This window comes from Mesorhizobium sp. M7A.F.Ca.CA.001.04.2.1, from assembly GCF_003998485.1.
GTDB classification, from domain to species: Bacteria; Pseudomonadota; Alphaproteobacteria; order Rhizobiales; family Rhizobiaceae; genus Mesorhizobium; species Mesorhizobium ciceri.
Window position 1 is genome coordinate 25,512 of sequence record NZ_RZQT01000062.1, and the last position, 11,882, is coordinate 37,393.

The 11,882-nt window shown below is 62.8% G+C and carries 15 protein-coding genes; 9 read left to right on the forward strand and 6 right to left on the reverse strand.

The features are described from left to right. Positions 1 to 3 precede the first annotated feature (3 nt). Positions 4 to 732, forward strand: coding sequence for an AzlC family ABC transporter permease (locus tag EN955_RS19965; protein WP_024501455.1), 729 nt, complete (start codon positions 4 to 6; stop codon positions 730 to 732). Continuing rightward, complete coding sequence (locus EN955_RS19970) at positions 729 to 1,025, forward strand: AzlD family protein (protein ID WP_013530970.1); 297 nt, start codon at positions 729 to 731, stop codon at positions 1,023 to 1,025. The genes EN955_RS19965 and EN955_RS19970 overlap by 4 nt, the downstream gene beginning before the upstream one ends. A gap of 183 nt (positions 1,026 to 1,208) precedes the next feature. On the opposite strand, the gene EN955_RS19975 is transcribed toward EN955_RS19970, so the two are convergent. From EN955_RS19975 to EN955_RS19985, 3 genes are all read right to left on the reverse strand, one after another. Next, on the reverse strand, positions 1,209 to 3,053 hold the full coding sequence (locus tag EN955_RS19975) for an aminopeptidase P family protein (protein WP_024501454.1): 1,845 nt from the start codon (positions 3,051 to 3,053) through the stop codon (positions 1,209 to 1,211). Between the two features lie 138 nt (positions 3,054 to 3,191). Further along, positions 3,192 to 4,064 (reverse strand): 50S ribosomal protein L11 methyltransferase, encoded by an 873-nt coding sequence (locus EN955_RS19980; RefSeq protein WP_024501453.1) that lies wholly within the window; start codon positions 4,062 to 4,064, stop codon positions 3,192 to 3,194. Positions 4,065 to 4,074: 10 nt separating this feature from the next. Beyond that, positions 4,075 to 4,653, reverse strand: a complete 579-nt coding sequence (locus EN955_RS19985) for an SCO family protein (protein WP_013530973.1) — start codon at positions 4,651 to 4,653, stop codon at positions 4,075 to 4,077. Positions 4,654 to 4,841: 188 nt separating this feature from the next. On the opposite strand from EN955_RS19985, the gene EN955_RS19990 reads away from it, so the two are divergent. The 3 genes from EN955_RS19990 to EN955_RS20000 all read left to right on the forward strand — a co-directional run bounded on the left by EN955_RS19990 (position 4,842) and on the right by EN955_RS20000 (position 6,633). Continuing rightward, on the forward strand, positions 4,842 to 5,360 hold the full coding sequence (locus EN955_RS19990) for a CreA family protein (protein ID WP_024501452.1): 519 nt from the start codon (positions 4,842 to 4,844) through the stop codon (positions 5,358 to 5,360). Between the two features lie 147 nt (positions 5,361 to 5,507). Beyond that, the gene (locus EN955_RS19995; protein ID WP_024501451.1) at positions 5,508 to 6,149 is read left to right on the forward strand and encodes a DapH/DapD/GlmU-related protein; all 642 of its coding nucleotides are present in this window, start codon (positions 5,508 to 5,510) and stop codon (positions 6,147 to 6,149) included. A 190-nt stretch (positions 6,150 to 6,339) separates the two neighbouring features. Next, positions 6,340 to 6,633 (forward strand): hypothetical protein, encoded by a 294-nt coding sequence (locus tag EN955_RS20000; protein WP_024501450.1) that lies wholly within the window; start codon positions 6,340 to 6,342, stop codon positions 6,631 to 6,633. Positions 6,634 to 6,737: 104 nt separating this feature from the next. Here EN955_RS20000 and EN955_RS20005 read toward each other — a convergent pair whose 3' ends face one another. Beyond that, positions 6,738 to 7,985 carry a hypothetical protein gene (locus EN955_RS20005; RefSeq protein WP_032898581.1) on the reverse strand — a complete coding sequence of 416 codons (1,248 nt, stop codon included), beginning with the start codon at positions 7,983 to 7,985 and terminating at the stop codon, positions 6,738 to 6,740. Positions 7,986 to 8,247: 262 nt separating this feature from the next. Between EN955_RS20005 and EN955_RS20010 the strand changes: the two genes are divergently transcribed. Next, positions 8,248 to 8,673 (forward strand): low affinity iron permease family protein, encoded by a 426-nt coding sequence (locus EN955_RS20010; protein ID WP_013530978.1) that lies wholly within the window; start codon positions 8,248 to 8,250, stop codon positions 8,671 to 8,673. Between the two features lie 3 nt (positions 8,674 to 8,676). On the opposite strand, the gene EN955_RS20015 is transcribed toward EN955_RS20010, so the two are convergent. Then, on the reverse strand, positions 8,677 to 9,543 hold the full coding sequence (locus EN955_RS20015; RefSeq protein ID WP_024501448.1) for an SDR family NAD(P)-dependent oxidoreductase: 867 nt from the start codon (positions 9,541 to 9,543) through the stop codon (positions 8,677 to 8,679). A 163-nt stretch (positions 9,544 to 9,706) separates the two neighbouring features. Here EN955_RS20015 and EN955_RS20020 point away from each other — a divergent pair, with 163 nt between their 5' ends. After that, entirely contained in the window at positions 9,707 to 9,988 is a 282-nt protein-coding gene (locus tag EN955_RS20020; protein WP_024501447.1) for a hypothetical protein, read from the forward strand. A 52-nt stretch (positions 9,989 to 10,040) separates the two neighbouring features. Here EN955_RS20020 and EN955_RS20025 read toward each other — a convergent pair whose 3' ends face one another. Next, on the reverse strand, positions 10,041 to 10,616 hold the full coding sequence (locus tag EN955_RS20025) for a TMEM175 family protein (protein WP_013530981.1): 576 nt from the start codon (positions 10,614 to 10,616) through the stop codon (positions 10,041 to 10,043). Between the two features lie 241 nt (positions 10,617 to 10,857). Between EN955_RS20025 and EN955_RS20030 the strand changes: the two genes are divergently transcribed. Both EN955_RS20030 and EN955_RS20035 read left to right on the forward strand, forming a co-directional pair. Further along, positions 10,858 to 11,259: an SH3 domain-containing protein gene (locus EN955_RS20030; protein ID WP_013530982.1), complete on the forward strand. Its 402-nt coding sequence runs from the start codon at positions 10,858 to 10,860 to the stop codon at positions 11,257 to 11,259. 184 nt (positions 11,260 to 11,443) lie between these two features. Next, positions 11,444 to 11,882 (forward strand): MFS transporter (locus tag EN955_RS20035; protein WP_164769896.1); only part of this gene is annotated, 439 nt, incomplete at its 3' end.

Sequence of the window (11,882 nt, forward strand, 5' to 3'; positions counted from 1 at the left end):
TTGATGGCGACGGACGTAATTTCCGAGAGCGGCGACAGAAGCGATTTCTGGCAAGGCGTGCGGCTGTCGATGCCTGTGGTGGTGGCCTCGGCGCCGTTTGCGGTGCTGTTCGGCGCGCTCGCCGTGGACAATGGCTTCTCGGTCCTGGAAGCCTTTCTGATGAGTGCGCTGGTCTATGGCGGCGCCAGCCAGATGGTCGGCATCCAGCTGTTCGGCCAGCATGTGGCGCCGTGGCTGATCGTGCTGTCGATCTTCGCCGTCAATTTCCGCCACGTGCTCTATTCCGCCGGCATCGGCCGGCGCATCGCGCACTGGCCCCTCATCCAGCAGGCGCTTGGTTATTTCATCCTGACCGATCCGCAATTCGCGGTGGCCGAGGCGAGGGCGCAATCCGGCCAGACGGTCGGCTTTGCCTGGTATCTGGGACTTGGCTTGCCTGTCTATCTGTTCTGGATCGTCGAAAGCGCGCTTGGTGCGCTGTTCGGCAAGCTGATCCCCGACACGCACGCGCTGGGCATCGATTTCCTGCTGCCGATCTATTTCCTCGGTCTCGTGCTGGGCTTCCGCAAGCGGCCTCTGTGGCTGCCGGTGGTCATTGCCAGCGCTGCCGCCTCCATCATCGCCTACAAGACCGTGGGCTCGCCCTGGCATGTCTCGATTGGCGCTGTTGCCGGTGTGCTGCTGGCGGTCATCCTGCCTCCCCACCATAGCGGCGTAAAGGCACGGCCATGAGCACGACCTTCTGGATCATTATCGCCGGCGCAATCGCGACCTATCTGACGCGCATCGGCGGGCACCTGGTGATATCGCGCTTCGATACCATCCATCCCCGCGTCGAGGCCGGCCTCAATGCCGTGCCGGCGGCGGTGCTGACGACGCTGGTAGCGCCCGAGCTGTTGAACGCCGGCCCGGCGGAATGGGCCGCACTGGTGGTCACCGCCGTGGTTTCGCTGCGCGGTGGGTTGATGGCGATGTTTTTGGCGGGCGCGGCGGTATTGATCGTGGCGCGGCAGTTCGTCGGGTAGGGCGTATCGATATTCAGGTGATGACGGCCTGCAAACGGCGGCTTCCTGCGCTTCCCCGTTCTACCGCGTCGCGGTAGAACTGAGCTCACGTACCCAAAAGTACGCTTCGCTCCGGTTCACGGAACCCATCGTTTTCGCTCGTCCTGACCTGAATCTCGACACGCCCTCGGCGCCTCAGAAAAATCAAATCTTCGCGTCGTGCGGCAGCGGCGCGGTGGCCTTCTCCAGCCAGGCCAGCGTTTCGCCGTCGAGCATCGGGCCGATCTCGGCCAGCACGCGCGCGTGGTACGAGTCCAGCCAATGCAACTCGTCACGCGTCAGAAGGTCCGACTGCACCAGCCTGGTATCGATCGGCGCCAGCGTCAGCGTCTCGAAGCCGTGCATGGCGATGTCGCCGCCCTCGATCTCTTGCGCCGGCGTCACCAGGATCAGGTTCTCGATGCGGATGCCGTAGGAGCCTTCCTTGTAGTAGCCGGGCTCGTTGGACAGCATCATGCCTTCGAGCAGCTTTTCGGTGCCGGTGCGGGCGATACGCTGCGGGCCTTCATGCACGGCCAGATACGAGCCGACGCCATGGCCGGTGCCGTGGGCGAAGTCGCAGCCGTGCTTCCACAGCGCCATGCGCGCGACGGCATCGATCTCGGAGCCGCGCGTGCCGGCGGGAAAGCGCAAGGTGGAAATGCCGATCATGCCTTTCAGCACCAGGGTGAAGCGTTCGCGCATCTCCTGCGTCGGCTGGCCGATCGGCACGGTGCGGGTGATGTCGGTGGTGCCGTCCTGATACTGCGCGCCGGAATCGAGAAGGAACAGCTCGCCGGCCTGGAGCTTGCGGCTGGTGGCGCGCGACACGCGGTAATGCATGATGGCGCCGTTCGGGCCGGCGCCCGAAATGGTGTCGAAGGAGACGTCGCGCAGCGGCATCTGCGTTTCCTCGCCAGTCCGCCGACGCGACTCCTCCAGCCTGGTGACGACCGATATCTCGTCGAGCGAGCCGGGTTTTTGCCGCTCCAGCCAGCACAAGAGCTTCGCCACCGCAGCGCCATCACGGCGATGCGCGGCGCGCGAGCCGTTGATCTCGGCCTGGTTCTTGGTGGCGCGCGGGATGCGGGCGGGGTCGGCTGCTGCAATCACCGTGCCACCATTCTTCTCGACCAGCATGCAAAGCCTGTCGGCCGCCAGCACCGGGTCGAGCGCGATCTTCGCGCCGCACTTGGCGAGGCCCACGATTGCCGCCTCGAATTCGCCGGGCTCGTGCGGCTCGGCCAGCTGGGTGAGGTAGGCGGCGACCTGGCGCGAGAATTTGCGCTTATCCATGAAAAGCTGGTGCGACCCATCGGCGGCGAGGATGGCGAAGCCGAGCGCCAGCGGCGTGTGCGGCACGTCGCCGCCACGGATGTTGAAGGCCCAGGCGATGGAGGAGGGGTCGGTCAGCACCGCATGGGTGGCGCCGTCCTTGGCGATCGCCGCCGCCAGCCGCGCCAGCTTGTCCTTGGCGAGCTCGCCGGCAAAGCCGATCGGGTGGAGCTCGACCGGGGCCACCGGCGCGTCGGGCTGATCCTTCCAGATGATGTCGATCGGGTTCTTGTCGAGCGGCACCAGTACGGCGCCGTTCTTGTCGACTGAGGCCTGCAGCGCCTTGACCTCGCTGATCGTGTGCAGCCATGGATCGAAGCCGAGCCGTGCGCCCTTGCCAAGATTGTCTTTCAGCCAGACAGCCGGCGGATTGTCGACCAGGCTTTCGATTGAAAAGACGTCGAGATCGACCTCGCTGCGCACCTGCAGCGTATAGCGCCCGTCGACAAAGACGAAGGCGCGGTCGCGCAGGATGATGGCGACGCCGGCCGAGCCGCTGAAGCCGGTCAGCCATTTCAGCCGCGCCGAACGATCGGCGACATATTCGCCCTGATGCTCGTCGGCACGCGGGACGATGAAGCCGTCCAGCCCGTTGGCTTCAAGCCATTGGCGCAGCAGCGCCACGCGCGGTTTGCCGACGGCCGGGTCGCCCGCGGAATCGAAGGTCTGGAACATGGTGGGCCTCCTGCATGTCCGCGCAACCGTAGCGTACGGTCGCGGAAATCGGAATCGATTTCCGGCTGCGCGCAACCTGCTACAGCATCGCCGGACTGACAACTGGGGGAATTTGGTCCAGGCTCGGTCGGTGCCGGTCTAATGCTTCAGGTGGATCGTCACCCAGCCCTCGCGGTGCAAGGTTCTGACATGGCGGAAATTCTGGCCGACATAGGCCGAGATGACCGCGTCGCGCTGGCGCTCGAGGATGCCCGACAGCACGATCGAGCCGCCAAGTGCGATATGATGGGCCATTTGCGGCGCCAGCCGCATCAGCGGCCGCGCCAATATGTTGGCGACGATCAGATCGAAGGGTGCGCGCTTGCCGAAGATCGGATGGTGAAAGCCGGGCGCGGTTGCTGTTTCCACCAGTGCCTTGACGTGGTTGAGCCGCGCATTGGCGGCAGCCACCCGCACCGCCACCGGATCGATGTCGGTGGCCAGCACCGGAATGTGCGCCAGCTTGGCGACGGCGATCGCCAGTACCGCGCTGCCGGTGCCGAGGTCGAGCGCATTGCGCGGGTGTTCGCGCCGGACCACTCTTTCCAGCATTTCCAGGCAGCCGGCGGTGGTGCCGTGATGGCCGGTGCCGAAGGCGAGGCCGGCTTCGATTTCGATGGCGAGTTCGCCGCTGTGGCGTTTCCTGCGGTCATGTGCGCCGTGGACGAAGAAACGTCCGGCACGCACCGGCTTCAGCTCTTCCAGCGAATGCGCCACCCAGTCGATGTCGGGCAGGGGCTCGCGCTCGATCGGCTTCGACAGGGAAAGGCCGGCAAGGATGTCCTTCAAGCGGGTCTCGACCGCATCGATGTCGCCATCGGCATAGAGCGATACTTCGTGGATGTCCTTGTCCTCGTCGACCTCCAGCACGGCGATCGGCAGCCCCTCTTCCTCGAAGGCCGCCTCAAGCGCCGCGAAAATGCTGACGGACTCGATCTTTCCGGTGGTGAAGTAAAGGCGCGTCTGGGTCATGAAATGGTAATCAGCCTTTCGCCGCCAGCCGCTTCAGCTTGGCGATGGCCGTATCGGCGCTTTCGCCGTAGGCGATTGTGCCGGCAAAATCGCCCTTGGCGTTGAGCAGCAGCACCGAGGCGGTATGATCCATCGTGTAGTCGCCGTCGCCGGTGTCGACCTTCTTCCAATAGATGCCGAACGACTTGGCCATGGCATGGACCTTGTCCGGAGCGCCCGTGATGCCGACGATGCGGTCGGAGAAATTGCTGACATAGGCGTTCATCACCTCAGGCGTGTCGCGCTCCGGATCGACCGATACGAAATAGGCGTGCAGGTTCTTGCCGTCGTCGCCGAGCGTCTTCAGCCAGCCGGCCAGTTCGAACAGTGTGGTCGGGCAGACCTCGGGGCAATGGGTGAAGCCGAAGAAGACGACGCTGGGCTGGCCCCGGAAGGCGGCTTCGGTGATCGGCGCGCCTTTCTGGTCGACCAGAGTAAAGGCGGCCCCGAATGGCTCGCCGCCATAGTGGCCGCGATACCAGTCGAAGGTCAGCCAGCCGATGCCGGCCGCCATCAGGACGAGAATACCGACCAGGATAGAACGCATCATCAGAAAAGTCCGTCTGCAGAAATCGTCGCGCCGGCTCAATGCCGCGCCTGTGTCACAGTCTTAGCGGTTCGGCCCCGCACAGGCAAAGTGCCGCGTTGCCGCAACCGCTGCGGTGTCGACCTATCTGCTTGCAAAGCCGGGCTGCTCGCCCCACCTGTGACCGGCAACTCGAACCGCAGGAGGGTCCCTTGCAACGACTGATTGGGCACGGACTGATTGGGCGAAGACTGATCGGCGGTGCCTTGGCCGCGTGCGTTGTCCTAGGTGCCGGGGCCGCCGTGGCCGATGAAGTCGGCAAGGTCGGCGTCGACTGGCTCGGCAACGACATCATCGTCGAGGCGATCAAGGACCCCAAGGTGGAGGGCGTGACCTGCCATGTCTCCTATTTCGATCGCGGCATCATCGATCGCCTGCACAAGGGCAACTGGTTCGAGGATCCGTCCGATTCCTCGATCTCCTGCCGCCAGACCGGCCCGATCACCATCGGCGACATCGACATGAGCGAGGGCGGCGAGGAAGTGTTCAAGCAAGGCATCAGCCTGATCTGGAAGAAGCAGGTGGTGAACCGCATCTACGACAAGGCCAACGAGACGCTGATCTATCTCTCGCATTCGCGCCAGGTGCAGAACGGCTCGGCCAAAATGTCGGTCACCACCGTGCCGCTCTACGGCCAGAACGTGGTGTGGAGCAAAGGCAAGCCGCAATAGGCGGCTCAGCTCCTTCCCGGAACTGGCCGGGCGGACGGATGGTCCCCTTGCGGGACCGTTCGCTCGGGCGAATCCTAGCTGGGAAACGATCTGACGGACGATTGGCCCCGCTTGCGGGACCAATCGCCTGGGGGTAAAGCCGCCGGCATGGACCGTTCCGAAAATCTCGTCCCGAAAGACCCTGAGCCACGCATCCATCCGACCGCGGAATTAAAGGCGTGCAAGCTCGGCCGCTATGCCTCGATCGGCGAGCGGGTGGTGTTGCGCGAGGTCACCGTCGGCGACTTCTCCTATTTCGAACGCCATTGCGAAGCCATCTACACGACGATCGGGAAATTCTGCTCGATCGCCGCCAACAGCCGCATCAATGCGCTGGAGCATCCCATAGAGCGGCTGACCCAGCACAAGCTCAGCTACCGGCCGAACGAGTATTTTCGCTGGCTGGGCGTCGATGCCGCCTTCCGCGAGCGGCGGCAGGCGAAAGCCGTGACCATCGGCCATGATGTCTGGATCGGCCACGGCGCGGTGATCATGCCCGGGGTCACCATTGGCAATGGCGCGGTGGTTGGCGCCAACGCAGTGGTGACGCGTGATGTGCCGCCTTACGCGATCGTCGCCGGCGTGCCGGCGAAGGCTCTCCGGCCACGCTTCGCTCCGGATGTCGCGGCGCGGATCGAAGCTCTCGCCTGGTGGGACTGGCCGGTCGAAAAGCTCGCCAGAGCGGTTCCCGACATGCAGGCAATGCCGATCGAAGCGTTCCTCGATCGCTGGGAAAACGACGCCGTCTGACCAGTTCAAGACGTCGACGGTAACCAATTTTCTTAACGTAAAATATTAAAGTTAAGAAATGGAAAACGGATTGTATCCGCGAAATTAAACACTCCAAGGTTGCAAGATTTTCGGCAAAATGCACTACTCGGTTCGGGGGTAAGTCTTAAGAAGTCGAAGAAAACACTACTAGCAACAATGGAGATAAGTTATGAAGAAGTTCGCACTTGTACTCACCGCTGCTATGGTTTCGTTCTCGACTGTCGGCGCCTATGCCGGCGGCTGGGGAGGTAGCTCGGGTAGCCTGATCAATGTGTCGCCGTCCATCGGTGTCGGCCAGGTGACCGCGCTCAATGGCATCCTGAGTGGCAACAACATCCTGAGCGGCAATGTCGTCCAGGGCATTCTGAACGGCAACAAGACCAACGTCCTTACCGGCGTTCTCAGCGGTATCGGCGTCAATGTCCTTGGCGGCAACAGCTACAAGCTGGGCGGCCGCCGCTAAGCAGGAAAGTCACGGGCATCCTATGTCACGTGTCGTGGGCAGGAGGGTCTTCAACACCTCCTGCTTCCGCTTCTGGGTCTGCCCAGTCAAAGCGCGGGAATCAGCTAGATCTTCGCCCGCAGGCCCACAAATGCATCGACCGTGTGTTCGCGCTCGTCGATCACGGTCTTGAAGGTCTCGGAAACGTCGACGCGAACGACAATGGCCATCGATTTGGTCGCGTTGTACGTCGCTTCGGCATAGACGCCTTTGCGGCGCTCCTGGTTCTCGTAGAGCAAATTGTCCTTGAGCTCATAGAAGATGCCGGAAGCGATGCCGAGGTTTTCGCGCACCTTCATGCCCAGTTCCAGTTCCGCGCGCTGCAGCCAGGAAGCTAGCGGATCGTCGGTTTCGGACGTTTCGTAGCGGCCGAAATAGGTGCCGCGCAGCTCGAAGCCATGCGGCAGAGGCTTGCCGAAGGTGACTTGCCAGGTCGGACGCCAGCGCTGGTAGATGTCGTCGGCGCCACGCAGGAACTGCGCACCCAGCGCCACGCCGAGCGTCGAACCATCGGATGCCTTGTAGGCCGCCTCGGCGCGCAGCGTATAGGCGTTGAACGACAGGAAAAGCGGCGGGTAGCCGATCTCCTCGACGCTGGCGAACAGCGCGGACGCGGACGCGCCGAAGGCAAGCTGGCCAACTGTCCGGGTGACCCGGGCGGCCAACTGGAAGAGATTGCGGTCGGCATGCAGCTTCGCCGGCAGGATGAGATCTTCCTGGAACTGCGTCGCGCCGAGCTTTTCGTAGCTGTCGGCGGCCTCGAGGATCAGCGAGGTGGCGTTGCCGAGGTCGATGCCGAGCTGTGTCTGGGCGCCGAAGACCTGCTTGAACTCGCGCGTACCCAGCGTCAGCGGGCCGATATCCAGATTGTCGCCGGCGCTGGAGACGCGATAGCTGAGCGATCCCCTCAGTTCGAGACCCGGGCCGAGCCGGCGGAAGGCCTCGGCCGACAGCGACAATCCGCGGTCGTCCTCGATCGACGTCTTGTCGTAATGCGTTACCTGGAAGTCCGCGCTGAATTTCGCGTTGGCGTCGTTGTCGCCCCATTGCTGCTGCAGCGAACCGCGCAACAGTGTGTACCAGTCCTTGACCGCATGGTCGCTGTCCAGCGCGTTGTTGGTCCAATGCCGTTCGAGACTGCCGGTGATTGTCGGATCGGTCGCTATTTCGGCAGCCGGTGCTGCTGGTGGTTCTGCCCTGGCGGTCACGGCCGCGCAGGCCATCAGCAGGCCTAGGCCGGCGCTGCCAAGCAATTTGCGGGAAAGTGGAGCGACCGTCTGTCTTTCTGCCGGTCGGCGCTTTCGGGAAACCATGCTCCGCGCTCTCCGGACTGAAACCCCTTCCGCCATGCGGGGGTGGCGCAGCGGAAGGGGCTGGAGGTAAACCGCTGTGAAGCGGAAGGAACAGGCACTCTTGCCTGCAGGATTACTGTGGCATTGAACCCATAAGGTGTGTTTTCCGGACTATTCTCCCTATGCGTGTACTTAATTGTACCTGAGGTATTTGTTTGCATCGGGAACCTGAAACGGTCGCTGATTGTTTCTCATCGCGCCGCAGCGTCGAGGATTTCGATAAATGGAAAAGCATTTCACCAAGGTTGCCAACTGGGTCGCCCGCATAGCCGGCCTGCCGCCGACATTCGCCGTCTGTTGCCTCATCATCATCGCCTGGGGGGTGAGCGGTCCGTTCTTCGGCTTTTCGGACACTTGGCAACTCGTCATCAACACGGGCACGACCATCATCACCTTCCTGATGGTCTTCCTGATCCAGAACACTCAGAACCGCGACGGCGCGGCGATCCAGGCCAAGCTCGACGAACTGATCCGGGTCGGCAAGGGCCACAACCACTTCATCGGCATCGAGCATCTGACCGAATCCGAAGTCGAGGAAATCCGCGCCAAATGCGAGCGTGCGGCAAAGCGGCATGACGAACAGATCGCCGACATCGCGGCGAAGAAGGCCGTGGCACAGAAGCGCGGGTCGAAAAAGCAAGCGGCCTGAAGATCAGCCTTTCATGAAGGCTGCGAAACTGCCTTTGTGGTCCGGATGCCAGCGCGACAAAGCGGGGCGGTTCTCGATGATGTCGCCGATCGCCCAGGCCATGCGCTTTTCATCCAGCGGCCGGGCCGCCTCGTTGTCCGGGCACAGGATGTAGAAATCTCCCCTGGTCAGGGATTCCAGCATGAAATCCACAACCTGTTCGCCGGTCCAGGCGCCGGCCGGTTTTTCCGTCGCACCCTCGGTCAGACCGGTAAAGGTGAAGCCGGGGATCAGCAGATGGGCAGCGACATGGGCGCCGGGTTCGTTGCGCAACGCGTGCGCCAGGCCTTCCGTGAAGGTTTTCACTCCTGCCTTGGAGACATTGTAGGCAAGATTGCCGGGCGGCGTGGTGATGCCTTGCTTGGAGCCGGTGTTGACGATCAGACCCGGCCTGGCCGAGGCCAGCATGCGCGGCGCGAAGGCCTCCACGCCATGCACAACGCCCCAGAAATTGATGTCCAGCAGCCGTTTCCAGGCATCGCGGTTTTCCCACGGCTTTCCGGGGTTGTCGCCCACGCCGGCATTGTTCATCAGCAGCGACACGCCGCCGAAGGCGCCGAACGCCCTCTCGGCGAGACGGTCCATCTCATCCGCCTTCGAAACGTCGGCGGCGACGGCAAGCACGGCACCGTCGCCGGCAATCGCGGAAACGGCGCGCGAGGCGTCGTCAAGCCGCGCGCCGCCAATGTCGGCCAGCACGATCTTCATGCCTAGCAATGCAAGCCGCTTGGCGGCCGCCAGACCGATGCCGCTGGCAGCGCCGGTGATCACGGCGGCATTGCCTGGAGCAAGCGCGGGCAGGGCGGTCTGGATCTCGGCGTCGGTGATCATGGGCGATGGATTCCTTGTTCGATGGCGCCGAACTTAGCGCCGGAACGGGCCGGTGCAAGCCTCTGCTCGTCTTGTCGGGTTGACCAGTCCGGCCGAGGCTGCGCATGTTGCCCCTTGTCCCCGCAAAAGAGATTTAGGCCTGGGGACAAACGGAGGTTCCTGATTGACGGACTGGGTTGCAATTCTGAAGGAGCAGACCGCCATTGGCGACCAGATGGGCCGCGAGGTGCCGCAGATGCTGGCCAATGCCGACATCAGCGAAGCGCAGGTGAAGACACTCTTTTCCGCGCTGGAGAAACAAGCCGAGTTCGTCGAGAAACTGCGCATGGCGCTGGAAAAATTCGGCCATGATTTCTCGATCATCAAGGCCGCGGAACGGCTGGAGGAGCTCTATGCCGACCTCGCTGCATCGGTGGCGGAAAAACTGAAAGCGATGCGCAAGTAGGGCAATTCGGGAAAGCCGTGCAGCGCCCTACCTTGAAAATGTGTGAAGACAACTACTTTTCGATCACCCGCGCAAAGCGCCTATCCGGTACGAGCCATATCATCGCGACCAGCACATAGAGCGCGACGCCGATCCACTGGCTGACGAAGGTCAGCACGACGGCCACGATATAGACAGCCAGCGAGAGCTTCCCCTTGCGGTCATTACCCAGCGCCTTGGCAAAGGCGGTATCATTGCCGTGCAGGCGATGCAGCGCTGCGGCGAGTATGGTGTAGGCGATGGCGCATAGCGCGAGGTCGGTGCCATAGACTGCTACCGGCACCGGCGCAAAGTGGTTCTCGCCCATGAAGGCTGTGGTCACCGGCATCAGCGACAGCCAGAACAGCAGATTGAGGTTCGCCCACAGCACGCGCCCGTCGACCCGCTGAACGGTGTGGAACATGTTGTGCAGATTGTTCCAGTAGATGCCGACATTGATGAAGGACAGCACGTAGCAGAAGAAGATCGGCCACAACGGCACCAAGGCGGAGAAATCCTCGCCATGCGGCACTTTCAACTCAAGCACCATGATGGTGATGATGATAGCCACGACGCCATCGGTGAATGCCTCGACCCTGCCTTTGCCCATGGATCCCACCTTTGCCCGCGATGAATTGTCGAAAGAGAGTAAACGCTAGCGGATGTTGAGGAGCCAATAAATGGCAACCGTGAAATTCCTCAACCATGTCCAAGGAAAATCCGGCATCAGTCCCGTTGGCCAGGACGGTTACGGCCGCCCACCTGTTGACTTTTCTTGGCTTGGCCGCTCCTCTTGCAGGGCAATCTTGGCCGGAGCAGGTGAACGGCCGGGATTCGAATGGAGGGGACTGATGAGATTTCGTTTTCTGCTTGTGGCCGCGACCATCCTGGCCGCGGTGTTCGGGACGTCCGCCGCGGCCTTCGCCTACAGCGCTCACACCTCGACCAACCTCAACGTCCGCAGCGGGCCGGGAGCGGGATACGCCAGGGTGGGAACGCTGCCCGCCGGCTTCAGAGTCAATGTCACCGGCTGCCAGCCGGGCTGGTGTAGAATCCATGGCGGCGGCGTGAGCGGCTGGGCCAGCGCCGGTTATCTTGAACGCACCCAGATCGTTCGCCCGCCAATCATCATCGTGCGTCCGCCGCATCGGCCGCCACACTGGCACAAGCCGCACCGTCCTCCGCACCATCGGCCGCCGCACAGGCCGCGTCCCGGCAAGTGCAAGATCGCGCCCGGCTTTGCTTGCAGGTAACGCCGACCGATTGAACGATAGATGACGGATCGGAGCCGCGGGCCCCGATCCGAGCCTGTTCAGCCGGCGGACATCCCGCTCAAGCAATGTCCACCGTGCTGTCAGGAGCCTGCCTGTCGGCTGGAACGTCGTGGATGAAACCGCGTTAGATCCTCGATCCCCGAAATTGGTGACGAGGTTGGCCATGGCCATTCGCGATTTTGCGCATACGCACGAAGGGGCAGGTGGCGATGCTCTCGCAATCCCCACCGTCGCCGCGATGATTGCGGTGCTGTTTGCCGGCAGCACGGTGCTGACGCCGCTCTACATCGTCTACAAGCAGCAATTCGGCTTTTCACAAATCACCCTGACGCTGATCTACGCCGTGTATGTCGTCGGCAATCTGGCGGCACTTCTGATGTTGGGCAGCGTCTCCGATATTGTCGGACGCCGGCCCGCGAGCCTGGCGGCCATGCTCGTCGCCATCGTCAGTGCGCTTGTCTTCCTGTTTGCCGTAAACGTCGTCTCGCTCGACGTCGCCCGCATCCTGAGCGGGCTTGGCATCGGCGTCGGCGCGGGGACCGGAACCGCGTGGATTGCCGAGCTTCTTCCCGGCGCGGACAAGTCGCGCGCCAGTGTGATTG

Bases quoted from the DNA above. Each gene is read 5' to 3' on its own strand.
- EN955_RS19965 (WP_024501455.1), top strand. From the start codon at position 4: ATGGCGACGGACGTAATTTCCGAGAGCGGCGACAGAAGCGATTTCTGG.
- EN955_RS19970 (WP_013530970.1), top strand. From the start codon at position 729: ATGAGCACGACCTTCTGGATCATTATCGCCGGCGCAATCGCGACCTAT.
- EN955_RS19975 (WP_024501454.1), bottom strand. From the start codon at position 3,053: ATGTTCCAGACCTTCGATTCCGCGGGCGACCCGGCCGTCGGCAAACCG.
- EN955_RS19980 (WP_024501453.1), bottom strand. From the start codon at position 4,064: ATGACCCAGACGCGCCTTTACTTCACCACCGGAAAGATCGAGTCCGTC.
- EN955_RS19985 (WP_013530973.1), bottom strand. From the start codon at position 4,653: ATGATGCGTTCTATCCTGGTCGGTATTCTCGTCCTGATGGCGGCCGGC.
- EN955_RS19995 (WP_024501451.1), top strand. From the start codon at position 5,508: ATGGACCGTTCCGAAAATCTCGTCCCGAAAGACCCTGAGCCACGCATC.
- EN955_RS20000 (WP_024501450.1), top strand. From the start codon at position 6,340: ATGAAGAAGTTCGCACTTGTACTCACCGCTGCTATGGTTTCGTTCTCG.
- EN955_RS20005 (WP_032898581.1), bottom strand. From the start codon at position 7,985: ATGGTTTCCCGAAAGCGCCGACCGGCAGAAAGACAGACGGTCGCTCCA.
- EN955_RS20010 (WP_013530978.1), top strand. From the start codon at position 8,248: ATGGAAAAGCATTTCACCAAGGTTGCCAACTGGGTCGCCCGCATAGCC.
- EN955_RS20015 (WP_024501448.1), bottom strand. From the start codon at position 9,543: ATGATCACCGACGCCGAGATCCAGACCGCCCTGCCCGCGCTTGCTCCA.
- EN955_RS20025 (WP_013530981.1), bottom strand. From the start codon at position 10,616: ATGGGCAAAGGCAGGGTCGAGGCATTCACCGATGGCGTCGTGGCTATC.
- EN955_RS20030 (WP_013530982.1), top strand. From the start codon at position 10,858: ATGAGATTTCGTTTTCTGCTTGTGGCCGCGACCATCCTGGCCGCGGTG.